The organism is Conexibacter woesei DSM 14684 (assembly GCF_000025265.1).
GTDB classification, from domain to species: Bacteria; Actinomycetota; Thermoleophilia; order Solirubrobacterales; family Solirubrobacteraceae; genus Conexibacter; species Conexibacter woesei.
The window spans coordinates 5,494,029-5,517,195 of sequence record NC_013739.1 but is presented as its reverse complement, the minus strand read 5'-3'; the positions used below and the strand labels follow the sequence as shown (position 1 = coordinate 5,517,195).

Annotated in this window: 25 protein-coding genes; 14 read left to right on the top strand and 11 right to left on the bottom strand. The window is 71.9% G+C overall.

Features of this window, described 5'->3' with window-relative positions; all coding sequences use genetic code 11:
* Window positions 1-101 precede the first annotated feature (101 nt).
* From CWOE_RS25870 to CWOE_RS31495, 4 genes are all read left to right on the top strand, one after another.
* A complete protein-coding gene (locus CWOE_RS25870; protein ID WP_012936617.1) occupies window positions 102-1,565 on the top strand; it encodes an amidohydrolase family protein in 1,464 nt (487 codons plus the stop codon).
* Between the two features lie 129 nt (window positions 1,566-1,694).
* Window positions 1,695-2,306 (top strand): LLM class flavin-dependent oxidoreductase, encoded by a 612-nt coding sequence (locus CWOE_RS25865; protein ID WP_012936616.1) that lies wholly within the window; start codon window positions 1,695-1,697, stop codon window positions 2,304-2,306.
* Complete coding sequence (gene sigJ / locus CWOE_RS25860) at window positions 2,306-3,328, top strand: RNA polymerase sigma factor SigJ (protein WP_012936615.1); 1,023 nt, start codon at window positions 2,306-2,308, stop codon at window positions 3,326-3,328. The genes CWOE_RS25865 and sigJ (CWOE_RS25860) overlap by 1 nt, the downstream gene beginning before the upstream one ends.
* Window positions 3,261-3,953, top strand: coding sequence for a YceI family protein (locus CWOE_RS31495; protein ID WP_081425507.1), 693 nt, complete (start codon window positions 3,261-3,263; stop codon window positions 3,951-3,953). The genes sigJ (CWOE_RS25860) and CWOE_RS31495 overlap by 68 nt, the downstream gene beginning before the upstream one ends.
* Here the strand turns inward: CWOE_RS31495 and CWOE_RS25850 are convergent.
* The 3 genes from CWOE_RS25850 to CWOE_RS25840 are packed head-to-tail and all read right to left on the bottom strand — an operon-like array spanning window position 3,925 to window position 5,974.
* The gene (locus CWOE_RS25850; protein ID WP_012936613.1) at window positions 3,925-5,238 is read right to left on the bottom strand and encodes an alkaline phosphatase family protein; all 1,314 of its coding nucleotides are present in this window, start codon (window positions 5,236-5,238) and stop codon (window positions 3,925-3,927) included. The genes CWOE_RS31495 and CWOE_RS25850 overlap by 29 nt on opposite strands.
* Window positions 5,235-5,567 (bottom strand): zinc ribbon domain-containing protein, encoded by a 333-nt coding sequence (locus CWOE_RS25845; RefSeq protein WP_012936612.1) that lies wholly within the window; start codon window positions 5,565-5,567, stop codon window positions 5,235-5,237. The genes CWOE_RS25850 and CWOE_RS25845 overlap by 4 nt, the downstream gene beginning before the upstream one ends.
* Complete coding sequence (locus CWOE_RS25840; protein ID WP_041730969.1) at window positions 5,564-5,974, bottom strand: zinc ribbon domain-containing protein; 411 nt, start codon at window positions 5,972-5,974, stop codon at window positions 5,564-5,566. The genes CWOE_RS25845 and CWOE_RS25840 overlap by 4 nt, the downstream gene beginning before the upstream one ends.
* A gap of 121 nt (window positions 5,975-6,095) precedes the next feature.
* Here CWOE_RS25840 and CWOE_RS25835 point away from each other — a divergent pair, with 121 nt between their 5' ends.
* Window positions 6,096-7,658 (top strand): dicarboxylate/amino acid:cation symporter, encoded by a 1,563-nt coding sequence (locus tag CWOE_RS25835; protein ID WP_012936610.1) that lies wholly within the window; start codon window positions 6,096-6,098, stop codon window positions 7,656-7,658.
* A 241-nt stretch (window positions 7,659-7,899) separates the two neighbouring features.
* Here CWOE_RS25835 and CWOE_RS34525 read toward each other — a convergent pair whose 3' ends face one another.
* Window positions 7,900-8,259, bottom strand: a complete 360-nt coding sequence (locus CWOE_RS34525; protein WP_407641510.1) for a pentapeptide repeat-containing protein — start codon at window positions 8,257-8,259, stop codon at window positions 7,900-7,902.
* 462 nt (window positions 8,260-8,721) lie between these two features.
* On the opposite strand from CWOE_RS34525, the gene CWOE_RS25825 reads away from it, so the two are divergent.
* Window positions 8,722-11,412: an Ig-like domain-containing protein gene (locus CWOE_RS25825; RefSeq protein ID WP_012936608.1), complete on the top strand. Its 2,691-nt coding sequence runs from the start codon at window positions 8,722-8,724 to the stop codon at window positions 11,410-11,412.
* Between the two features lie 19 nt (window positions 11,413-11,431).
* Here CWOE_RS25825 and CWOE_RS25820 read toward each other — a convergent pair whose 3' ends face one another.
* Window positions 11,432-11,872, bottom strand: coding sequence for a MarR family winged helix-turn-helix transcriptional regulator (locus tag CWOE_RS25820; protein ID WP_012936607.1), 441 nt, complete (start codon window positions 11,870-11,872; stop codon window positions 11,432-11,434).
* Between the two features lie 62 nt (window positions 11,873-11,934).
* On the opposite strand from CWOE_RS25820, the gene CWOE_RS25815 reads away from it, so the two are divergent.
* Window positions 11,935-12,579, top strand: coding sequence for a hypothetical protein (locus CWOE_RS25815; protein ID WP_012936606.1), 645 nt, complete (start codon window positions 11,935-11,937; stop codon window positions 12,577-12,579).
* A gap of 90 nt (window positions 12,580-12,669) precedes the next feature.
* Complete coding sequence (locus tag CWOE_RS25810) at window positions 12,670-13,563, top strand: alpha/beta fold hydrolase (protein ID WP_012936605.1); 894 nt, start codon at window positions 12,670-12,672, stop codon at window positions 13,561-13,563.
* 15 nt (window positions 13,564-13,578) lie between these two features.
* Here the strand turns inward: CWOE_RS25810 and CWOE_RS34230 are convergent, their stop codons facing one another.
* Genes CWOE_RS34230 through CWOE_RS25790 form a run of 4 tightly spaced genes read right to left on the bottom strand, consistent with a single transcriptional unit; the run spans window position 13,579 to window position 16,596 of the window.
* Complete coding sequence (locus CWOE_RS34230) at window positions 13,579-14,190, bottom strand: CGNR zinc finger domain-containing protein (protein ID WP_012936604.1); 612 nt, start codon at window positions 14,188-14,190, stop codon at window positions 13,579-13,581.
* Between the two features lie 2 nt (window positions 14,191-14,192).
* Entirely contained in the window at window positions 14,193-15,425 is a 1,233-nt protein-coding gene (locus CWOE_RS25800; RefSeq protein ID WP_012936603.1) for an ATP-binding protein, read from the bottom strand.
* Window positions 15,422-16,096, bottom strand: a complete 675-nt coding sequence (locus CWOE_RS25795; protein WP_012936602.1) for a response regulator transcription factor — start codon at window positions 16,094-16,096, stop codon at window positions 15,422-15,424. Before CWOE_RS25795 ends, CWOE_RS25800 begins: the two co-directional genes overlap by 4 nt.
* Window positions 16,093-16,596, bottom strand: a complete 504-nt coding sequence (locus CWOE_RS25790; protein WP_012936601.1) for a hypothetical protein — start codon at window positions 16,594-16,596, stop codon at window positions 16,093-16,095. Before CWOE_RS25790 ends, CWOE_RS25795 begins: the two co-directional genes overlap by 4 nt.
* 120 nt (window positions 16,597-16,716) lie before the next feature.
* Here CWOE_RS25790 and CWOE_RS25785 point away from each other — a divergent pair, with 120 nt between their 5' ends.
* The 3 genes from CWOE_RS25785 to CWOE_RS25775 all read left to right on the top strand — a co-directional run bounded on the left by CWOE_RS25785 (window position 16,717) and on the right by CWOE_RS25775 (window position 19,313).
* Complete coding sequence (locus tag CWOE_RS25785; protein ID WP_012936600.1) at window positions 16,717-17,301, top strand: ANTAR domain-containing response regulator; 585 nt, start codon at window positions 16,717-16,719, stop codon at window positions 17,299-17,301.
* Window positions 17,302-17,341: 40 nt separating this feature from the next.
* Window positions 17,342-17,722 carry a cupin domain-containing protein gene (locus tag CWOE_RS31490; protein ID WP_012936599.1) on the top strand — a complete coding sequence of 127 codons (381 nt, stop codon included), beginning with the start codon at window positions 17,342-17,344 and terminating at the stop codon, window positions 17,720-17,722.
* Between the two features lie 157 nt (window positions 17,723-17,879).
* Window positions 17,880-19,313 carry an MFS transporter gene (locus tag CWOE_RS25775; RefSeq protein ID WP_012936598.1) on the top strand — a complete coding sequence of 478 codons (1,434 nt, stop codon included), beginning with the start codon at window positions 17,880-17,882 and terminating at the stop codon, window positions 19,311-19,313.
* A gap of 36 nt (window positions 19,314-19,349) precedes the next feature.
* Here CWOE_RS25775 and CWOE_RS25770 read toward each other — a convergent pair whose 3' ends face one another.
* Both CWOE_RS25770 and CWOE_RS25765 read right to left on the bottom strand, forming a co-directional pair.
* Window positions 19,350-20,483, bottom strand: coding sequence for an NAD(P)/FAD-dependent oxidoreductase (locus CWOE_RS25770; RefSeq protein ID WP_012936597.1), 1,134 nt, complete (start codon window positions 20,481-20,483; stop codon window positions 19,350-19,352).
* Between the two features lie 39 nt (window positions 20,484-20,522).
* On the bottom strand, window positions 20,523-20,933 hold the full coding sequence (locus CWOE_RS25765) for a DUF1801 domain-containing protein (RefSeq protein ID WP_012936596.1): 411 nt from the start codon (window positions 20,931-20,933) through the stop codon (window positions 20,523-20,525).
* 128 nt (window positions 20,934-21,061) lie between these two features.
* Here CWOE_RS25765 and CWOE_RS25760 point away from each other — a divergent pair, with 128 nt between their 5' ends.
* Genes CWOE_RS25760 through sigJ (CWOE_RS25750) form a run of 3 tightly spaced genes read left to right on the top strand, consistent with a single transcriptional unit; the run spans window position 21,062 to window position 23,167 of the window.
* Window positions 21,062-21,406: a TfoX/Sxy family protein gene (locus CWOE_RS25760; RefSeq protein WP_012936595.1), complete on the top strand. Its 345-nt coding sequence runs from the start codon at window positions 21,062-21,064 to the stop codon at window positions 21,404-21,406.
* Window positions 21,407-21,452: 46 nt separating this feature from the next.
* Window positions 21,453-22,328 (top strand): NAD-dependent epimerase/dehydratase family protein, encoded by an 876-nt coding sequence (locus tag CWOE_RS25755; RefSeq protein ID WP_012936594.1) that lies wholly within the window; start codon window positions 21,453-21,455, stop codon window positions 22,326-22,328.
* Window positions 22,325-23,167: an RNA polymerase sigma factor SigJ gene (sigJ, locus tag CWOE_RS25750; protein WP_012936593.1), complete on the top strand. Its 843-nt coding sequence runs from the start codon at window positions 22,325-22,327 to the stop codon at window positions 23,165-23,167. The genes CWOE_RS25755 and sigJ (CWOE_RS25750) overlap by 4 nt, the downstream gene beginning before the upstream one ends.

The following is a 23,167-nucleotide window of genomic DNA, read 5'->3' as shown; positions in this document are numbered from 1 at the left end:
GCATCGTGAGTTGGCGTGTGAATAGGATGCCGTATCCAAAATCCCATCAATGGTGCGGGATGCGGAACGATCATGAAGTGAGCCCCTGAGAGGAGCTGCTGGTGAGTGAGCGAGCCAGAGTTACGCGGCGCACGTTGATAGGTGGAGCGACAGCGGCGGCGGCTGTCGGAGCGGCGGCTGCGGCGCCGTCGGCCGGTGCGAGCCAGCGCCACGGCGGCGGTGGATGGGGAGGGCCGACGCCGCCGCGCGGCAACGAGTACGTCTTGCGGGACGGGTTCGTGCTCTCGATGGATCCGGCGATCGGAGATCTGCCGCGTGGCGACGTCCACGTGCGGAACGGGCAGATCGTCGCGGTCGGCGAGCGGTTGCGCGCGCATGGTGCGGTGTCGATCGATGCGCGCGACAAGATCGTGATGCCGGGTCTGGTCGACACGCATTGGCATCTCTGGAATGCATCGATGCGCGCGTTCATGGTGAATGGCGTAGCGGACCGTGCGTACTTCAACGTCACGAACATCCTCGGTCCGCACTTCACTCCGATCGACACCTACCGCTCCACGCGGCTCGGTCTGCTGGAGGGGGTCGCCTCCGGCATCACCACGGTCCACGACTGGTCCCACAACGTGCGCGGTCCCGAGTACGCCGACGCCTCGCTGCGCGGGTTGCTCGACGCCGGGGTTCGCGGCCGCTTCTCGTACGGGTGGGCGCAGAGAGGCCCGCTCGACGTGCCGATGGACGTGGACGGCATCCGCCGCACCAAGGATCGCTGGTTCTCGCGCGCGAGCACGACACGCGGCCTGCTGCACCTGGGGATAGCGTCGCGCAACGTCGTTCCCGGACAGAGCCCGCGCGGCTCGATCACGATCGAGCTGGCGCGTCAGGACTGGACCTCGGCGCGTGAGCTCGGGCTGCCGATCACGCTGCACGCGTCGCCGAGAGGTCTCGTGACGATGCTCGAGCAGGAGAGACTGCTCGGTCCCGACCTGCTGCTCGTTCACCCGACCCTGACGACCGAAGCCGAGAACGCGATCGTCGTCGAGCGCGGAACCGGATGGAGCATCTCTTCAGTCGGCGAGGCGGCTCGCGGGCCCGAGGAGCAGATCCGCTACGCGGAGCTGGTCGCCGCCGGGGCGAAGCTCGGCCTCTCGATCGACGCGAGCGCGGGGGACGGCGCGAACCTGTTCACGGCGATGCGCATGCTGCACACGATGACGACGAACCGTCTCGGTGCCGTGCCCGGCATCACCTATCGCCGCGTGCTCGAGCTGGCGACCGTCGAGGGCGCCAACACGCTCGGACTGGGCGACGTGGTCGGTTCGCTGACGCCGGGCAAGCGGGCAGACGTGATCACGATCAACCGGCTCGATCCGAACATGGCGCCGCCCGGCGATCCCGCGACCCAGATCGTCGGGCTCGGTCAGCCGCGCAACGTCGACACGGTGATGGTCGACGGAAAGATCCTGCTGTGGCGCGGATTGCACGTCGGTGTCGACGTCGAGCGCGTCGTCCGCGACGCGGGACAGTCCGCGACCGAGATCAGCAGCCGAGCCGGCTGGCCCACCTGACAGCCGCCAGGAGCGCGCTCCCGCACCGTCACGAACCGGTGCGGGGGCAGTGCCTCCGTCGCCTGACCGGGCAGCGTCGGCTAGCGTGTTCACGCTGACGAGCCGGAAAGCTGAGGAGCGGAGGATCGGATGAGCGCGAAGCGGGGCATCTTCCTTGCGCCGTTCGACGAGCTGGTCGACCCGAACACGCTGTGCGAGCTGGCGTGCCGTGCCGAGGAGCGAGGTTGGGACGGCTTCTTCCTCTGGGACCACGTGAACTACCGCGCGCCGGTCAGGGCGGTTGCCGACCCGTGGGTCGCCCTCGCCGCGATCGCCCGGTCCACCGCGCGCCTTCGCATCGGCCCGATGGTCACCCCGCTCTCGCGTCGCCGGGTCCAGAAGGTCGCGCGCGAGACCGTCACGCTCGACCTGCTCTGCCGCGGTCGCCTGACCCTTGGCGTCGGCCTCGGCAACGACCGCAACGGCGAACTCGAGCCCTTCGGCGAGGAGCTCGATCCGCGTCGCCGCGCCGAGCTGCTGGACCGAGGCCTGGAGACCCTCACGTCGCTCTGGTCCGGCGGGTTCGAGCCCGCGCCCGTGCAGAAGCCGCGCATTCCCGTCTGGGTCGCAGGCAGGTGGGCGACCCGGCGCCGCCCGCTCGATCGCGCCCTGCGGCGTGCAGCCACGCGTGAGCGAAGTGGCGGCGGCGATCGAAGCAGGACCCCGCGGCTAGGGAAGCCTGGGCAGGGCCGCACCAGCTGATGGACGACAAGGAACTCGAGGAGCTGCGCCGGCACGGGTTCGGCATCGCCTACCGGATGCTCGGCAGCGTCTCGGAGGCCGAGGACGTGGCGCAGGAGGCGCTTCTGCGCCTGACGCGGCACGAGGATTCGATCGACGAGCCGGCGGCTTGGATGACGACGGTGGCGACGCGGCTCGCGATCAACGTTCTGAAGTCGGCGCGGGCTCGTCGCGAGTCGTATGTCGGGCCGTGGCTGCCAGAGCCGCTGGTCGAGGATCCGGCACCCGACCCGGCGTCGCGCGCCGAGCTGGAGGATTCGCTGTCGCTGGCGCTGCTGGTGCTGCTGGAGCGGCTGACCCCGGTCGAGCGAGCGGCGTATCTGCTGCGTGAGGTGTTCGGCTACGGGTATGCGGAGATCGCCGCCGTCATCGAGCAGACCGAAGTGAACTCGCGGCAGCTCGTGACGCGGGCGCGGAAGCACATCGATGCCAGCCGCCCGCGCTTCGACGCCGACGAGGTCGCCCGCGACACGTTGCTCGAACGGTTTCTCGCGGCCGCCGAGGAGGGCGACCTGGAGGCCTTGGAGCAGCTGCTGGCGAAGGACGCCGCTCTGTACGCCGACGGCGGCGGCAAGGCGATGGCGGCGCCGGAGCCGCTCTTCGGCGCCGCGCCGATCGCGCGCTTCATGGCCGCCGTGGCACACGGACGCTCTGCTTCCGGCGAGCTCGAGAGCCGACGGGTGAGGGTCAACGGCCAGCCTGGTCGCGTGGTGCGAGGCCCGGCAGAGCGGGAGCTCGGCGAGGCCGAGCGGCTCGCGGCCGAGAACGTGCTGGCGCTCGTACTGTCCGGGGACGGTGACGCGACGCAGCTCGCCGCGCTCGTGCAGAGCGCCCGAGGCGCCGTCGGAGGCCAGACGGATCGGGCCGTTTCCCGGCAGCAGGCTGACGTGCGAGTCACGAGCGTGCTCACGGTGGATGTCGTCGACGGCCGGATCCAGACGGTGCGCGTCGTGCGCAACCCCGACAAGCTCGCCCATCTCTGAGCTGTCACAAAGCGCCACGCTGCGTTGTCAGACCTGCGAGCAGCCGAACACGACCAGGAGAATCCTCATGGCCTCACTCGCAATCCAGCCCTTCGCGGGCACCTTCCGCGCCCAGCCGCTGCCCTCGAGCTTCGCGTTCGCGGTGCGTCACTCCGGCGTCTTCTGGTATCGCGGCTCGCTGTCAGACGTCACGGCAACGCTGCGCGGCAGCGAGGACGCGCTGGCGCTGGAGGGGTCCGCGCGGGTCGATTCCATCTCCGTGGGCGAGCCGGCCGCGATGCGAGCGAGCGTGCTCGGGCCGGATTTCTTCGATGCCGAGCGCCATCCCGAGATCGCGTTCCACTCGGCGGCGATTCGGCTCGACGACGACGGCCGGGCAGAGGTCGACGGCGAGCTCACGATGCGGGGCGTCACGCGCCCGGTCATCGCCACCGGTTGCTACGCCCCGCCGCGACCGAGCAGCTTCGGCGAGATCGCGGGAGTGCAGCTTCACACGAGCTTCGACCGCCGCGACTTCGGCTTCGACTGGCAGATGGAGCTGCCGGGCGGCGGCAACGCGGTCGGCTGGGATGTGGAGGTCGACATCGATCTGCTGCTCATTCGCGAGGAAGCAGCGCCGCGCTGAGCGCGAGGTCGTCCGACAGCGGCGCGACCCCGTCGGCGGCGGCGTATCCGAGCGGGTCGACGCCGTAGATCCACTGCAGCGTGCGCAGCAGCGTGAAGGCGTTGGCCGGGGTCGCGTCGACCTTGCCTGACGGCGTCGAGGCGGAGATCAGCAGCGCGCCGACCGGGACGCCGGCGCCGGCCGCGACGGCGTCGCCGACGTTGGCGTAGGTGGTGGGGGCGAGCGTCGACGGCGTGGGCGTCTCCGGCGGCGGCGCCGGAGACGGCGGCTGGTCGCCGACGATCGCGATCAGGCCGCCGCCGGCGTAGGCGAGCGAGCTCTGGATCTGCGGCACGACGCGCTCGAGGAATCTGTCGGCGTCGGCCGAGCCCTGCTGCGCGTCGCTCGCGATCCAGGAGAGCGCCGGCGTCGTCTCGGCATCTCTCAGGTCCTTCTCCAGCTGCGCCAGCGGCACGTTGCGCGCGTCGCAGTCGTCGGCCTCGACGGTGCCGCGGAACCACAGGAAGGGGTTGCGGCGGGTGGTGTCGGCGCCGGCGTCGCAGGTGGCCGCAGCGTCAGCGGCCGCCGGCTCGACGTACGCCTTCCACGTTCGCTTCAGCGCACGCAGCTGGTCGCCGAGGTGGCCGGTCCCGACGCCGTAGACGCAGCCGTCGCCGCCGGCCTGGCCGTCGGCGAGCGCATCGGCCGGCTCGACGTCGGCGTAGGTCGTGCAGTCGCTGAGCGTCTGCGTCGTCGGGCCCTGGCCGCTGATCAGCGCGATCCGGTTGGCGAGGCCGCCGCGCGCGATCGTGCGGTAGTCGCTCAGCAGCGTCCCGCTCTTGGCGAGCGTGCCGGCGAGGTAGGGCGCGGCCGTCTCGTCGCCGGCGAGCGCGTTCACGTCGGCGCCGCCGAGCGCGATCAGGAAGACGTGCTCGACCGGCGGGGCCGGATCGGGATCCTGCGCGGGCGGCGTCTCCTCGCCCGCCGTCTCGTCGGGCGCGCTCTCGTCGTCGTCGGCGGCCGGCGGGTCAGTGGCCGGCGGGTCCGCGACCGGCGGGTCCGCGACGGGCGTCGCCTCCGGCAGCTCCGCGGCCGCCGGCTCGGCGTCCTCGACCGGCGGCTCGGCCGGCTCGGCGGCGGGTGGTGCCTGCGCGACCGGCGCCGGCAGCACGACGGTGAGCGGCGGCTGCGAGGAGCCGGCCGGCGACGCGGGCACGTTCGTGCTCGTCACGATTGCGAGCCCGACGAGCGCGGCGAGCGCGACGGGCAGCGCCGCTCGGCGGCGCCGTGCCACTTGCGGCGTCATGCGGTGGTGCTGCCGTTGACCGCGTGGACGGCGACGAGCTGGAACGCGCAGTGGGAGCAGTAGAGCGCGCCGCGGGCGTAGAGGGTGCCGCATTGCGGGCAGGCGCCGGCGGCGCCGGTGGTCTCGAGGCGGAGGAGGTGCTCGATCTCGCCGAGGCGTGCGTCGATCTCTTGGAGTCTGCCGGCTTGGCGCATGAGGACGTCGAGGCGGAAGTGGTCGCGGATCGCCATCTCGTAGGCGAGGCCGCCGAGGTCCCATTGCAGTTCGGCCAGCTCGCGCGCGAGCGCGTCGCGGCGCTCCTGCAGGTCGGAGGCACTGGCGTGGCTCATCTGGTCGACGTCGCTTCCGAACGGCCGTCGGCAGGCGGATCGCTCGCCGGCGTCGTGGCGCCACCATTCTGCAGCCCGCTCTCGATCGTGACGACCGGCGCCTTCTGCGCCGCCGGCGGCGCGTCGTCGCGGGCCTGGCCGACCAGGAAGCCGACGCCGAGCGCGACCAGCACGACCGCCGCCGCGCCCATCGGCCCGCCGATCTTGTCGAGCCGCGACGGCGCGGGCGCCGCGGCGCCCGGCGTCGAGCTCGCCGCGGAGTCGCCCTGCGTCTCCACCTCCGCTCGCCCGCTCTCGGCCAGGAAGTCGAGCCGCGGCGCCGCGACGCGCGTGCCGCAGCTGAGGCAGTAGCGCTGGTCGGGCGCCAGCGAGGCGCCGCACGTACGGCAGGCCGTGGTCTGGCTCATGGCATCAGTGGAGAGGTCGAAGGTCATGGCACTTCGGCAGTTTACATGACAAAGTCGATCAAGTTGGTGTAGATTCATTCGCCCGCAGCACGAAACGGGTCTATCGAGGGGCGACGGCATCATGAATCTGAACGGGTCGGGATGGGCGGCGCTGGGCGCGGTGGCGCTGAGCTGGGTCGCCATCTGGTACCTGCGCAAGCGCCGCCTCAACTTCAGCCTCGTCGCGCTGCTCGCGCTCGCGGTGGGCATCCCGATCGGTCTGGTCGCGGGCCCGAACGTCGAGACGATCGACCCGATCGGCCAGATCTACATCAACGTCCTGCTCGCGACCGTCGCGCCGCTGATCCTGGTGGCGATCGTCTCGGCGATCACCTCGCTCGGCAGCCTGGCGAAGCTGCGCAGCATCGGCCTGCGCTCGATCTTCTGGCTGCTGCTGAGCAACGCCTTCGCCGTCGTGCTCGCGCTCGGTCTGGCGCTGACGTTCCAGCCCGGCACCGACGTCAGCTACCAGCTCGGCGGGATCTCGACCGACGCCATCCAAGGCCAGGTGCAGAACGTCAACGAGGTGATCGTCGGCTTCTTCCCGACGAACGTGATCCAGAACTTCGGTGCCAACCAGGTGATCCCGATCATCCTGATCGCGGTCACGCTCTCGGTCGCCTACCTCGCGATCGCCGAGAAGGAGTTCGAGCAGGTCCGCGCCTTCCGCGACGGCGCCGAGGCGCTCAAGCTCGTCATCTTCAAGGCCGTCGGCTACGTGATCCGGCTGACGCCGTACGCGGTCGTCGCGCTCACGGCCCACATGGTCGGCACCAGCACGAACCTCGGCGAGAGCTTCAAGTCGCTCGTCGGGCTGCTGGCGCTCGTCTGGGTCGCCTGCTTCCTGCATGCGTACGTCCTCAACGCGGCGATCCTCGCGGCGTTCGCGAACGTGCCGGCGGTCGCGTTCTTCCGCAAGATCTTCCCGGCCCAGCTGACCGCGTTCAGCACCCAGAGCAGCGTCGGCACGCTCCCGGTGACGACGGCGCGGCTCACCCGCGAGGTCGGCGTCCACTCGGAGATCGCGCACTTCACGGCGCCGCTCGGGACCACGATCGGCATGCCCGGCTGCGCCGGCATCTGGCCGATCATGGTGGCGGTCTGGGGCATCAACGCGTACGGCCTCTCGTACTCGGCGGGCGACTACGTCGTGCTCGCGCTCCTCGGCGTCATCGTCTCGGTGGGCACGGCCGGCGTGCCCGGCGCTGCGACGGTTGCGGCCGCGACCGTCCTGGCGGCGGCGAGACTGCCGCTCGAGTTCGTCGCGGCGACGATCCCGATCAGCATCGTCGCCGACATGGCGCGCACGATGACGAACGTCACCGCCGCCGCGGTGAGCGCCACGGTCGTCGCGCGGCAGACGGGGCTGCTCGACGACGAGATCTTCGCGGGCCGAGCGCAGTTCGTCGACGACGACGAGCTCGCGGAGTCGGAGCTCGTGACCGACGCGGCGCGCAACCGGGGCGCCCCCGCCTTGCCACGGCCGCGACCCGTCGGCACCTACGTGGGGATCCCCGACCCGGCGTGGCAGCCGCCCGGTCCGGCTCCGCACCACCCGCGGGTGTATTGGGGAGCCGACGAGCTTGCAGTCACAGCCGCACACGCAACGACGCAGATCGAGATCGACAGGAGAAACGGACAGTGAAGCCTCTCAACCGTTGGACGCGAGCCGCCGGCGCCGTGCTCGGCCTCGCCCTGTTCGGGACGGTCCCCGCCGCACATGGCGCGGGCGTCACGAACCCGGCCGAGAACCCCGCGCCGATCACCGTCACGATCGGCGGTCAGACGTACAAGGACGGGGAGGACACGCTGCCCGGATACGACGACACCGCGTGCACGCCGATCCCCAACGTGCAGTACGACTTCGCGGCGAACCAGATCCAGTACTACGACGACGACGGCGGCCTGATCACGACGGCGTCCTGGACCGAGTGGGATCGGATCAGCTCGTACAGAACGTGGCTCGCGCAGCAGAACCCCGGGTCGTCGCCGAGAACTCCCGGCACGGACACGCCGAGAACGCCTGACCCCACCCCGTCGAACCCCGCGCCGTCGAATCCGGCTCCGTCGAACCCCGCGCCGTCGACCACGACGCCGACGAGCACGACGCCGACGACCACGGCTCCGTCGAAATCCGCTCCGTCGAGATCGACGCCGTCGAGATCGACTCCGAAGAGATCCGCTCCGTCGAGATCGGCTCGGACGAGAACGGCTCCGTCGAGCGCGGGGACCTCGAGATCGAGCACGTCGAACGGGGCCGACTCGGCGAACGCCAGAGCGGGCGGCAGATCGGCGACGCGCGGCGACGCGACGGATGATGCCGCGGCCGGAGCGCCGGCGGGCGGCGGCGGCAAGGGTGGCGGCGGCAAGGACAGCGCCGGCAAGGACGGCGGCGGCAAGGACGGCAGCGACGACGCGGCCGCGTCCACCGCCGGCGGCGCGACGCCCACGTCCGCTGACCCCTCCGCGGCCAAGAGCCCGGAGACGGCGGACGACTACAAGCTCGCCAGCTCGCCCGCGGAGGTCGGCGACACCCGCCTCGCCGGCCAGCTGATCCTGGCGGCGCTCGCCGGCCTGACCGGTCTCGCCTTCCTGCTCGGCTTCGGAAAGCGCGCACTCCCCGGTCGGCGCTCCTGACCACCAGACCTCGTCCCCGCGAAGTCCCTGCCTCCCACCCACACCACCAAAAGAGACGAGAGAGGACGACAGTGAAGGTCTTCAACCGCTGGACGCGATCGGCTGCCGTGCTGGCGACGATGGTCCCGCTCGCGATCGCCGCGCCGAGCGCGAGCGCTGCGCCGGTGCGCACCGCGACCACCACCGACTACACCACCGCGACGTACCTGCAGGACGTGCTCGGCCTGCCGGCCGCGGACGACGACCCGGCGATCGAGCCGGTCACGTACGACCACTTCCAGTGGCTGCTGCAGCAGCCGGGCAAGTTCGCCCTCCTGATCGGCGACCCGGCCACGGACGCGAGATTCGCGGCGCGCGCACGGGACGTCGAGGCCGCCGCCGACGCCGCCGCCGTCGAGCGCGTCTACTGGTTCAACCCGAACCTGTCGGGCAACGCCAGAGTCGGCAACGTCACCCAGCCCAACCTCGACATCCGCAACGCCGCCGGCATCACCTCGCTGTCCGCGGCCTCACAGACGACGTACGGCTACGCATGGTTGAACCTCGTCGGCAGATATCTCGGCAACGGCGTCGAGACGGTCGCGTCCAACGTCGGCGCCGACAGCACGAGAGTGACCGCCGAGACGAGAAGAGCGACCGTCAACGACGCCGGCGCCGCCGCCGGTCAGAGCACCGAGGTCGGCGACGCCGACGGCGGCGCGCTCTACGACTACACGGCGACGGACACGCCCGCGGACGTCTCGGACAGCTACTTCCTCGTCTACGACAAGGACAGAAGAACGCCGGGCGACCAGCCGCTGAGAATCGTCTCCTGGGTCGATCTGAGCGAGCAGGCGGACTCGCCGGGGGCGCGGGCCGACGTCACGACCGCGATCGGCACCGTGGGCGGCGCGAACCTCGCCAAGCCCGACCAGTTCGCGTGGTGGAAGTCGGCCGCGAACGCGCGGCAGCTGCAAGCGTCGCCGAACTCCCATCAGGGCGCAAACGTCCCCGTCCTCACGGACGCCGACGACGCCGACGACTGGCGGATCGAGCAGATCACCTACCCGGAGCTCGTCCACCTGCTGGAGAGCGACGCGACCGTGAGAAAGAACGCGGTCGTCTTCTTCGGCGGCACGTGGTGCACGAACACCCGGCCGGTCCTGCCGGCGATCAACAAGTACGCGCAGGAGAACGACGTGCGCGTCTTCAACTTCGACACCGTGCTGGACGGCGCGGCGGTCGGCGGCGGCGCGACGAGCGGGTCCAACCCGCTGCAGTCGCGCAACACCGTCGCGGCCAGCGGGGGGACGGCGAGCAACAACGCCAGCTTCATCTACGGCGAGCTGTTCGACCACTACCTCGGCAACGCGGTCACGCAGTACGCCGGGGCCAACCGGGCGACGTACTACCGCGAGGGCAGAGAGAGCAACCCGCTCGTCTCGACGCAGCGGCTCCAGGTGCCGTACCTGATCGGCTACCAGGGCAGCACGGGCGACGGGCCCCACGGCGGCGTCACCCGGCAGTGGATCGCCGACAACGGCGACGGCACGTACAGAGAGTTCATGTCCAACTGGTGGCTGGTCAATCCGCAGGCCAACCAGCTCGGCATCACGAACGCGCAGCTCCCGTCCAACGCGCCGATCTGGTCGAGAATCAACGCCCAGCTTGCGACGTTCACGTGGCGGACGGACGTGGCGACGGTGGTTCCGAACGCGGGCGTCGACACCGACGACGCGGACTTCCTCGTCGACACCGACACGGCGACCGTGACCTACAACTCGGGCAACGGCAGAGTGACCGTCACCAACGGCGGCTCGGTCGCCGTCAGCCCGGCGGCGCTGTCGGCGGCGCTGACGGCGCTGGGCACGTCCGCACCGGCGAACTCCGCCGCGGCGCGGACCGCGCTCGCCGCCGCGCACGTGGCGGGCGACGCGACGCTGATCGGGCGTCTGACGACCGTCGCGGGCGCCTGGGGGGTCGCGCAGATCCGCAAGAACACCCTCTCCACCGCCTGGAGCAACGTCGCCTTCGGCCAGAAGGCCGTGCGCGCGTCGGAGGTCTTCTTCGGCGGCCTGCCGGGCGGCGTGGTCTCGACGCAGACCGTGACCGCCGACTCGGTCAAGCAGGGCACCGCGCCGAGGATCGCAATCGCGATCGCGAACGAACACGGGCGCGTGCCGACCGGCGACGTCTCGCTGGTCGTCCGGCACGGCGGCGCGACGGTCGCCTCGGCGTCGGCCGCGGTCGTCAACGGCGCGGCCTCGTTCACGCTCCCGGCCCTGGCCGCGGGAACGTACGACTACACGTTGTCCTACCAGGGCGACAGCCAGATCGTCTCGTTCACCAAGACCGGCTCCCTCACGGTCACGCCGGCCGACGAGGTCCCGATTCCCAGAAGCCCGGACCCGACGCCGCCGGTCGTCACCAAGCCGCCGGTCGTCACGAAGCTTCCGATCGTCACGAAGCCGCTGGCGCGGAGAGCCAAGGCGAGAAAGCTCACGGGCGCCGTCGCGAAGGCTCCGACAGGCAAGAAGGCCGGCACGTACAAGGTGACGATCGCCACGCCGAAGGGCGGCGCGAAGGCCACCGGCACGGTGAGGATCACGCTCAAGAAGGGCAAGGTCACCAGAACCGTCAGCGGCAGACTCGTGCGCGGCACTGTGACGCTGAAGCTGCCGAAGCTGGCGCGCGGCACCTGGAAGGTCACGATCTCGTGGTCGGGTGACGCTCGCTACCTGGCCGCCTCGGCCGCGGGGTCCTCGATCAAGGTCAGCAGGTAGTCGCCGGGCAGAGCGGACCTCACCCCCTCGCGAGCGCGTCGCGGAGCGCTGTGACGATCTCGTCCAGCGCTCTCGCGAACTCGTCGAAGCGGGGGGTGGGGAGCCTGCCGAACAGCAGCTCGGCGAGCTCGGCGTAGTCGCGCCGCAGCTGGGCGACCGTCTCGGCGCCGTGCGCGGTTGGCGTCACGAGCGTCGCCCGGCGGTCGGTCGGGTGGGGCTCGCGCGTGACGAAGCCGGTCTGTTCGAGTCCGTCGACCAGGCCGGTGACGTTGCGGGCGCTGACGCCGAGTGCCTCGGCGAGCGCTCGCTGCGTCGTCGGGCCGCCTTCGCCGATCGCCCACAGCAGCTGCGTGCGCGCCTGCGTCAGCCCGCGTCTGGCGAACTCTCTCGTCATGTCGTCGCCGAGCAGGATCGTCAGCTCCAGCACGCGGTCGAGCGCAGCCCGGTGGCGCTCCGGCATATCGTGAAGGCTATTCATGATGTAATAGATTCATTGTTACCTTGTGATCTGGAGGTTACCCGGTGGCCAGCGAGACGCCCGAACGAGCCCGTCGTCCCGCCCTCCCGCGCCGGCTGCTGCGCACGGAGTGGAAGATCTGGCGCAGCCTGGCGCTGTGGACGACCCGCCGCAGACCGGGCGTGACGGCGACGACGGTCGCCTTCCCCTACAGCCGCGACGTGACGCCGTTGCTGCTCGCGTTCCTGTTCGGCTCGCTGCTCGAGCTGCCGGTCTTCCATTTCCTGCTGCCGTGGGAGCCGGCGCGGCTGGGGGCGCTCGTGCTCGGCGTCTGGGGGCTGCTGTGGATGGTCGGCTACATCGCCGCGATGCGCGTCTTCCCGCACCTGCTCGACGAGCGCGGCCTGCGCATCCGGCACGGTGCTTCGGTCGACCTGCTGGTGCCGTGGGACGCGATCGCCGACGTGCGCGCCGAACGCGACCGCGTGCCGCGCAACGACCCGCTCCAGTTCGCGATCGGGCCCGACGGCACCGCCGCGAAGGTCGCGATCCTCAAGCAGACGCGCGTCACCGTCGAGTTGCGTGAGCCGCTGGTGCTGCCGTACCGAGACGATCCGCGCGAGGTCGTCATGGTCAAGCTCGCCGCCGACGACCCGGCCGGCCTCGTCGAGGCTGCCCGCAGACAGCTCGCTGCGCTCAATCCAACGTGAGACATGGGCGGAACCGTGGTAACCCTGTAATAGGACTTCAACGGTTATCCGATCGTCGGTCGTGCCGACGGAAGACGAAAGGAGCAGGTCATGCTCGCTGCACGCGTGCGCCACCGTTCGACCGAGGTCGCCGGGGTTCGCGTCTTCTACCGCGAAGCCGGCCCGGACGACAGCCCGCTCACGCTCGTGCTGCTGCACGGCTTCCCGGGCTCGTCGCAGATGTTCCGCCACGTGATCGAGCCGCTGGCCGATCTCGGCGTCCGCGTCGTCGCTCCCGACATGCCCGGCTTCGGTCTGTCGTCGCTGCCTGAACCGCGCGGGCCATACACCTTCGCCTGGATCGCCGACGTCGTCGAGGAGTGGCTCTCCGGGCTCGGAGTCACCGACAAGATTCTCTATCTGCACGACTACGGATCAGCGGTCGGGTACCAGCTCGCGACGCGCTCGCCGTCGACGGTCCGCGGCCTGGTCGTCCAGAACGGCAACGCCCACGAGGAGGGGCTCGGAAAGCAGTGGGACGCCTCGCGCGACTACTGGTCCGATCCGACGGAGGAGAACAGGCGCCGAATCGAACCGTGGCTCCACTACGAGGGCACGAAGCACCAGTACCTGTGGGCGCTGCCGGAGCGGTTGGCGGAGCTGGTGCCGCCGGAGACCTGGGAGCTGGACTGGCGCGCGATCTCCCGCGGCGACGGCCTCGACGCCCACTGGGAGCTGTTCACCGACTACCGGACGCACGTCGCGCGCTTCCCGGAGATCGCGCGCTACCACCGGGAAGCCGAGCCTCCGACCCTGATCGTGTGGGGCGTCCACGATCCCTACTACGACCTCGACGAGGTGCTCGCTTACCACCGCGTCCTGCCGACCGCGGAGAGCCACCTTCTGGACGCGGGGCACTACCTGCTCGAGACCCACAGCCGGGAGTTCGTCTCGCACGCCCGCCCGTTCATCGCCCGCCTGATCGAGCAGCAGGGCCGCAGCTGACCGATCGCTCGGAGATCAGCCTGCCGACCGGGTCGTCCGGCGGTGACGGCTGGCCTTCTCCCGGTTTCCGCACGTGCTCATGCTGCACCAGCGGCGGCGTCCGCCGCGCGAGGAGTCGAGGAACAGCCAGCCGCACCGGGCGCACGCTCGCACGCGCTCCGCCGGCAGCGTGAACAGCGCGTGCACCGCCAGCAGCGACAGGGCCGCCGGGATCGCCCCAGGGGCGGCCCAGTCGGCGGCGACGTGCCGCAGGTCGGCGTCGACGTCGTGAACGCGGCCCGCGCGCAGGCCCGTCCCGCTCCGCTCCAGGAGCGCCCCCAACGCACCCGCGGGTACCGCCGTTCCACGCGCGACCGCGTCGAAGGTCGCCCACGCGTGCTCGCGGACGGCTCGCACCTCGGCTGCCAGACCGTCCGCGACAGACCCGCGCAGCGTCGGCGCGCTGTCGAACAGCCCGACGGATTGACACCACGTGAGCACGTCCGACGACGTCTCCAGCAGCTCGTTGCCGGGGACGGGGTGCGCTCGGTCGAACACCGTGTTCGCGAGATCGAGGATCGGATGGCCACCGATGAAATGCCCGTCTCTCCACGGCGTGCGCGCGCTGGGCTCGGCGGGGACGGCCATCGCTACGGGCGGGAGCCGTTGTCGAGGGCGAGCCGCGCGACCGCCCCGCCGCGCTGGTCGTTGGCGAACGTCAGCCGCGCGCCGATCGCGGCGGCGTGTCCTTCGGCGATCGCGAGCCCGAGGCCGCTGCCGGCGGCCCCGCTGCCGTTCGCGCGGAAGCGGTGAGGTCCGTCCCGGAGCAGGTCGTCCGGGTAGCCGTCGCCGTGGTCGCGGACCTCGATCGCGTCGCCGTCCAGGCGGACGACGATCGGCGGCGCGCCGTGGCGCGTCGCGTTGTCGAGCAGGTTGCCGACGATGCGCTCGAGGTGGCGGGGGTCGGTGACGACGCTGCCCGCGTCGGTCGGCTCGACGGTGGCGCCCGGGGCGCGCTCGGCGACGAGCTCGTCGAGCCATGGCACGAGGTCGAACGACTCCAGCGCCGCCGGGCGGTCGGTGCCGGCGTCGAGGTGGGCGAGCTCGAGCAGGTCGGCGACGAGCGTCCGCAGCGCCGCGACGCGCTCGCGCACGATCTGGGCCGGGCGGCCGTCGTCGAGCAGCTCGGCGGCGGTGGTCAGCGCCGTCAGCGGCGTGCGCAGCTCGTGGGCGGCGTCGGCGGCGAAGCGCTGCTCGCGTTCGAGGCGCGCCGCGAGCGCGTCGGACATCGCGTCGACGGCGTGGCCGAGGCGGGCGACCTCGTCGCGGCCGGTCGACTGGATGCGCGCGTCGTAGTCGCCGGCGGCGACGCGGTCGGCGACGTCCGCCGCGCGCTGCAGTCGCCGCGAGAGGCCCTTCGCCAGCACGACGCCGATCAGCGCGGCGATCAGCGTTCCGGCGACGCCGGTGATCAGGAGCGTGTCGCGCAGCTGCCCCAGCGCGCGCACGTCCTGGACGATCGGCTGGCGGACGTAGACGCCGCGCCCGATCCGCTCGCCGTCGGACAGCGGCGCGCCCGCCCACATGAAGGGGCGATCGCCGCCGGTGCGGAAGGTCGCGACGTTCCCTCTGCCGACGGCGCGACGCAGCGGCAGCGGCGCGCGCCTGGTGTCGATCTCCGCGCCGGGAAGCGTCTGCCCGGTGGTGCGCACGAGCGCGGCGGCGAGCGTCGCGCGCTCGGCCTGCGCGTCGCGCGCACGTGTGGTCCGGTCGCGCGCGGTGCGCTCGTAGACGGCGACGCCGATGCTCGCCGACAGCGTCGCCGCGATCGCCGCGATCGTCAACGCGAGCCGCCACGCCAGCGAGGTGCGCAGCCGCATCATCTGACGAGCTTGTAGCCCGCGCCGCGGACCGTCTCGATCCGCTCGCGACCGATCTTCGCGCGCAGCCGCTGGATGTGGACGTCGACGAGGCGCGTGTCGCCGTCCCAGGCGTGCTCCCAGACGCGCTCGAGCAGGACCGCGCGGCTGAGCACGACGCCGGCGTTCTGCGCCAGCTCGATCAGCAGGCGCGCCTCGGTCGTCGTCAGCGACACCGGTCTCCCGGCGATGCGAGCGCTCATGCCGGCGGCGTCGAGCTCGAGGTCGCCGATCGTCACGACCCGGCGCTCGTCGGCCTGCCGCTCGGCGCGTCGCAGGACAGCGCGCAGGCGCGCGGCCAGCACCGGGCCGTCGAACGGCTTGGCGACATAGTCGTCGGCGCCCGCCTCCAGGCCGGCGACGACGTCGAGCGGTTCGCTGCGGGCCGACAGCAGCACGACCGGGATCGGGCTCGTCTCGCGGATCATGCGCACGAGCGAGATCCCGTCGATCCGCGGCAGCATCACGTCGAGAAGCGCGACGTGGAACGGCTCGGCTCGGAACGCGTCGAGCCCGGCTTGGCCGTCGGCGGTGACACGGACCTCGAAGCCGAACGTCTCGAGGACCAGCGCGGTCGTCTCGCGGATCGTCGGGTCGTCCTCGACGAACAGGACACGGGGGAGGGCGACGCTCATCCGGCCTCGGGGGACGGCTGTCGGTCGGCGACCTCCAGGTAGCCGTCGTAGATCTGGTAGCGCAGCGGTCTCTCGCCCGCTCGCTTGACCGCGGGCGTGACGGTCAGCGTGCGGTAGGCGAGCGTCGCGTCGCGCCGCAGCACCCGTCCGACGACCTCGACGCGAACCGCGCGCGCCTGCGTCCCGTCGCAGCGGGCGCAGTCGCGCGTCAGCCGGCCGACGGCCGCGGCGCGCTCATGTCCCCAGCCCCGCCATTTCAGCGCTCTCAGGATCCGGCCGCCGTAGCGGCAGCCGACCACCAGCTCGACCGGCGCCACCTGCGCGTAGCCGCCGCAGTCGACCACGACGGTGCTGTCGATCGGGGATTTCTGCGGCTGCGCTCTTCGCACCTCGAGGGCCGAGCCGCCACAGCCCACGACGGCGATCGCGGCGTACGCCGCCAGCAGGCCGCCGAGGCAGAGCCTGCGGACCGACCCACGCTCGTGGCGGCCGATGGGCATCCCCGACAGAGTACGCGCGCCGCCGCCGGGCGCGTGCCGTCGCCGTCGCCGTCGCGAATGCGACGCAATCGATGCCGCATCGTTACCGAGCCGTGACATTGCCGCGACACGCTACGACGCATGCTCCAGCCTGCCGCGACGATGCGACGACTGCCGGCGCCGCTGCGCGTGGTGGTGCTCGCACATGCGCCCGAGCGCGGCGCCGGGCTCGCGCGGCGCGTCGCCGGCCTCGGCCACGCGCCGCTGGGTCCGCTGCGCGACGACGAGCCCGGCCGGGAGGCGGCAGCGGGGCTCGGCGCGGACCTCTGCCTGATCGAGCTGCCGCCCGTCGCTGGTGGCGCGCTCCTCGTCGCGACCGAGGTGGGCGATCGCCGCGAGAGCCGGGGCCTGGCCGTCCGACTGGTCGAACCGGCCACCGACGCCGAGCTCCAGGCCGCGATCGGCCTGGCGCTCGACCGCGCGTGCGAGCTGCGCCTCCTCGAACGTCAGGCCGATGCGCCGAGCCGCGTCATGCGCGACGTCGACGCGGTCGTCCGCGCGAAGGCCGTCCTGCGTTCGCGGTTCGGGATGTCCGAGCGACACGCCTCCCGCCGTCTGCGTGCCGCGGCGCAGAACAGGAGCGAGCGGCTCGCCGACACGGCGCGCCGCGTCTGGGATCGGCGCGGCTCGATCGAGGTCAGGGCAGAGGCCGGAATCGCCGCCTGACGCCGGGCACCGCGACGTGCCGAGCTGCGAGAGTGTCGCGATGTCTGACTGGACGAAGAGAAACTTCGGCGAGCTGCGCGATGTCAGCCCGCCGGACGTGGCGATGCAGTGGCGGTTCGCGCGGAACGCGCTGCATTCGCCTGAGCTCGGGGTGAGCCGCTTCACGTACGAGCCGGGTGCGCGTATGCCATGGGGGCATCGGCACCGGGTGCAGGAGGAGGCGTACGTCGTGGTTGCGGGCTCGGGTCGTGCCAAGCTCGACGATGAGATCGTCGAGCTTTCGGCGTGGGACGTGCTGCGAGTGGCGCCGGGCGTCATTCGCTCGTTCGAAGCCGGTCCCGACGGCCTCGACGTCATCTGCATCGGTGGTCAGAAGCCGAGAGGCGGAGACGCCGAGCGGTTCGAGGACATCTGGAGCTGACCGACGCGCCCGCTCGTCCGGGCGGCGGGCTGGAGGTGGGCTGGAGGTTAGCCGAAGCGGTCGGTCGCGAGAACGATCGCGAGCTGACACAGGGGTACCCTACGGGGGTATGGTTTACTGCTAGCGGCAAGACCCCCAACTCGACAGGAGAACCGTCGTGCACCCCCACCCCAAGCGCTGGCTCGCGCTGGCCGTCATCGCGCTCGCTCAATTCATGGTCATCATGGACACGTCGATCATCGGCGTCGCATTGCCCGAGATTCAGCAGGATCTCGGCTTCAGCCAGGAGAACCTCTCCTGGGTCTTCAACGGATACGTGGTCGCGTTCGGCGGCCTGCTGCTGCTCGGTGGACGGCTCGCCGACCTGTTCGGCGCGAAGCGGATGTTCAGCCTCGGCTGGGCGATCCTCGCCGTCGGCTCACTCGCCGCAGGTCTTGCCGGCTCCGTCGGCGTCGAGATCGCCGCCCGTGCCGTCCAGGGCGTCGGCGCCGCGTTGATCGCGCCGAGCGCGCTGACCCTGCTGATGATGCTCTTCGCGCACGACCCGAAGGAGCTGACGAAGGCGCTCGCGCTGTACGGCGCGGCCGCACCGGCCGGCGGCACCGCCGGTGTCTTCCTCGGCGGCGTGATCACCGAGTGGATCAGCTGGCCGTGGATCTACTACATCTACATCCCGATCGCGATCGCCGCGATCGCCGCGACGCCGTCGCTGATGCCGGCCGCCCCGGCGCGCCGTGGCCGCGTCGACATCCTCGGCGCGACCGCTGTCACCGCGGGCATCGCCCTCGCCGTGTTCGCGATCGTCCGTGCCCCGGAGGAGGGTTGGGGCTCCACCGCCACGCTGCTCTCGCTCGGCGGCGCCGTCGCACTGCTGGCCGGCTTCGTCGCGATCCAGGCCACGGTTCGCCAGCCGCTCGTGCGGCTGGCGATCTTCAAGACGCCGAACCTCGGCGCGGCGAACCTCGCGCAGCTGCTGCTCGGGGCCGCGTGGATCCCGATGTGGTACTTCCTCAACCTCTACCTCCAGCAGGTGCTCGGCTTCGGCGCGTTCGCGGGCGGCGCCGCGCTGCTGCCGATGACGCTGGCGATCATGCTGCTGATGATCGTCGTGGCGCCGCGCGCGATCGCCCGCTTCGGCTTCAAGGTCCCGACCGTCGCGGGACTGTGGATCCTCGCGATCGGCCTCGCGGGCCTGTCGCTGGCGCGCCCGGACGGCAACTTCGCCGCCGACGTGCTGCCCGCCTCGCTGGTCGCCGCGTTCGGCATGGCACTGGCGTTCATCCCGTCGCTCGGCACGGCGATCTCCAGCGCGCGCCCGGAGGAGGGCGGTCTCGCGTCCGGGATCGTCAACACCTCCTACCAGGTCGGATCGGCGCTCGGGCTCGCCGCGATGACGGCCCTCGCGAGCGCCCAGGGCGCCGACCAGCTCGGCAACCTCGAAGCCCTGACCGACGGGTTCTCCGCCGCGTTCATCGGCGCCGCCGCGATCGCCGCCGTCGGCGGACTGATCGCGCTGCTGACGCTGCGCCGGCCGCCGGCGACGGCCGATGCGAACGACCGGCAGCAGCCATCGCAACAGGTCGGCGTCTAGGCGGTGTGAGCGAGAAGCTATCGGCGTGTTCAGCCGTCAGCTGCCGAACCAGCGGGCGCGGCGGCTGCTGCCGAACAGCTGCTTCCGCTCCATCTGCTCGGTCGAGGGGGCGTTGAAGGTGCCGGTTCTCTCGGGGCCGGAGAGGAAGTCGATGTCGACGCTGCCGATGCGGCCGGCGCCGAACTCGATGTAGCACGTGCCCTGGCCGAGGTGGCGGCCGGGCGCGTCGCCCGCTCCGAGCTGGGCGATGATCGTCTGCGCGACGACGCGCGCCGCGCCCTCGGCGAAGACGCCGGCCTTCGGCACGCCGGCCGTTGCGACGTCGCCGACGGCGTAGACGCCGGGGTGGCGCGTCGCGAGCGTCGCGAAGTCGACCGGGATGTAGCCGTTCTCCGTCATGCCGCTGGCGATCACGACGTCCGGCGCGCGGTGCTTGGGGACGCCGAGCAGCAGGTCGAACGGCAGCTCGCTGTCGTCGTCGAGCACCGCGACGCTGCGGGCCGGGTCGACTGCGGCGATGCGGTGCCCGCCGACGAATGCGATGTCGCGCTCGGCGAACGCCTCCAGCAGCGCGGCGGAGGTCTCCGGCGACGGCGGCACGGGGGTGTTGAGCGGCATCACGTACGAGATCCGGCAGGCGTCGCGCACGCCGCGCGCGACGAGCTGGTCGTGCAGCAGCAGCGCGCACTCGCTCGGCGCGGGCGGGCACTTGAACGGCGCGCCGCAGACGCCGATCACGATGTGACCCGCGGTGATCGCGGGGATCACCGCGGCCAGCCGCTCGGCTCCGGCGACGGAGTAGAACTCGTTGCCGCCCTCGGCGAGGCCGGGCGTCGCGTCCATGTCGTAGTCGGCGCCGAGCGCGACGACGAGCACGTCCGCCTCGTGGACTCCGGCGTCGGTGGTCACGCGGCGCGCGTCCGGATCGATCGCCGCGACCGTCTCACGCAGCACGCGGACGCCCGGCATCGCGACGTCGCGGTACGGCAGCCGGACCGCCTCCGGCGTCGTGTGGCCGAACATCACATCGAGCTTCGAGAAGCCGAACACGAACGCGTCGTTCTTGTCGATCAGCGTCACCTCGACGGCGTCGCCGAGCGCATCGGAGAGCGTCGTGCACAGCTCCAGCCCGCCGAACCCGGCTCCCAGCACCAGCACGCGTGTCGCCATCGGTCCCTCCTGTCTCAGTAGGTCTGCGCGCGGGATGCGCTAGCGCGAGGAGGACTCGTTCAGGCTGACGGCGGCGCGGACGAGGGCGACGAACGCCTGCTCGTCGAGCTCGTCGCCTTCGCGGACGTCGATCGCGCGCCGGACCCTACCGTCGAGGCTCGCGTTGAACAGCCCCGCCGGGTCCTCCAGGGAGGCGCCCTTGAAGAACGTCAGCTTCACGACGCTCTTGTACGTCTCGCCGGTGCAGATCGCACCGTCGTGAGACCACACCGGAACCCCCGGGCTCGACGCCTTTCTCCACTTCCACTCCTCCACGACATTCGGATCTGCCTCCTTGATCAGATCGCGAAGCGCCGAGAGGGTCCGTCCGCGCCAGTCGCCCAACTCCTGGATCCGCGCGGCGATCAGCTGCGAAGGATCGTCGTCCGGCTGCGCAGGGCCATTCGGCATCGTGACGACGTTACCGCGCGGCCACCGGCTCCGCGAGCGCGGCTCCGAAGAACGCGGTTGCCGAGCGCGCGGGATCTTTGACGATGGTGACGCCGATGCGCCACTCGCAACGTGCGACACTGCGGCAGATGCCCGCAGACGCGCAGCTCGTCGACCGCGTCCGCGCGGCGCTCGCGGACGCCGGCGAGATCTCCGAGCGCAGGATGTTCGGCGGCGTCGCCTTCCTCAGCAGCGGCAACATGGTGTGCGCAGTCGTCGGCGGGCGGCTGCTGCTTCGCCTCGGCACCGACGGGACGGAGGCGGCGCTCCGCGAACCGCACACCCGTCCGATGGACTTCACCGGGCGGCCGGCGAGAGGCGCGATCTTCGTCGAGCCGCCGGGCTGCGCGACCGATCCGGCGCTGCGGGCGTGGGTCGAGCGCGCGCTCGGATTCGCCGCGACGCTGCCGCCGAAGCGCGCCGGCAGGAACTGACGCCGATCGCATGTCACGATCGGGCGGGCTACCTCGTCAGTCCTGCATGAACAAGATCATCATCACCGGATCCACAGGCGTCATCGGGCGCCGCGCCGTCCGCGAGCTGCTCGCCGCCGGCCACGACGTCAGCGGCGTGACGCGCTCCGCACGCGGGCGCGAGCTGCTCGAGAGCCTCGGTGCGCGCGCCGTCGAGGCCGACGTGTACGACGAGGCGTCGCTGCGCCGCGTCTTCGACGGCGCGGACACCGTCGTCAACCTGCTCACGAGCATCCCGAGCGCCGATCGCATGGGCGACCCGTCGGCGTGGGCGGAGAACGACCGCATCCGCACCGACGCGTCGGCGGCGATCGCGCGCGCCGCGCAGGCCGCCGGGGTCCGACGGCTCGTGCAGGAGTCGATCGCGTTCGTGTACGCCGACGGCGGCGACGCGTGGCTCGACGAGGACGCGCCGGTCGTCGGCGGCGGCGTCACGACGAGCGCGCTGACGGCCGAGCGCAACGCGCGCGAGCTGTTCGACGGCGACACCGTCGTGCTGCGCTTCGGGATGTTCATGGGAGCCGACAGCGGGTCCACGCTGGCGACGCTGGAGGCCGCGCGCGGCGGCGCCTCGTTCGCGTTCGGACCGCCCGGCGCGTACCGGCCGACCGTCTTGCTGGACGACGCCGGGACGGCCGTCGCCGCGGCGCTGCGCGTCCCGGCCGGGACCTACAACGTCGCCGACGCCGACCCGGCGACGTACGGCGAGATCGACGCCGCGCTGGCGGCGGTCGTCGGGGTCGACGCGCTGCACGGCCAGCCGCCGGAGGACGGGCCGCTGGCGCGCTCGCAGCGCGTGTCGACCCGTCGGCTGCGCGAGGCGAGCGGTTGGGCGCCGCGGATGCGCGCGGCCACGGAGATCTGGAGCGGACTCGCCGCATGACCGCCGCGGAGCGCTTCGCGCAGGCACGCCCGCGGCTGCTGCGGCTCGCGTACAGCGAGCTCGGCGACCTCGGCGAGGCGGAGGACGTCGTCCAGGAGGCGTGGCTGCGGCTGGAGCGCGTCGACGCGGAGACGATCGAGAACCTCGACGGCTGGCTGACGACGGTCGTCGCCCGCCTCGCGCTCGATCGCCTGCGGTCCGCTCGCGCGCGCCGCGAGATGTACGTCGGCCCTTGGCTGCCGGAGCCGGTCGTCTCGGAGGACCCGGCGGACCGCGTCACGCTCGACGAGTCGGTCAGCTATGCGCTGCTGACGGTGCTCGAACAGCTCTCGCCGGCGGAGCGCACGGCGTTCGTGCTGCACGAGGTGTTCGACGTGCCGTTCGGCGACGTCGCCGAGGTGGTCGGCCGCACGCCCGAGGCGGTGCGGCAGCTCGCCTCGCGCGCCCGCCGCCACGTGCAGAGAGAGCGCCCGCGCTTCGCGGCCTCGCGCGACGAGCACGATCGCGCCGTGCGGGCGTTCGCGCAGGCGGTCACCGAGGGTGACCTCGGCGACCTCGTCGCGGTGCTCGACCCCGACGTCGTCTGGACGTCGGACGGCGGCGGGCACGCGACCGCCGCGCGCAAGCCGCTGTTCGGCTCCTCGCGCGTCGCGCGCGCGTGGGCGGCGCTCAGCCGCAAGTCGGCGCAGGAGCCGATCGAGACCGAGCTCAACGGGCGGCTCGGGCTGGTGCTGCCGAGCGGCGACGGTCAACGCGCGGCGCTCCTGTTCGTCGTCAGCGACGGTCGCATCACGCGCATCGACGCGATCCGCAACCCGGAGAAGCTGCGGCGCATCTGA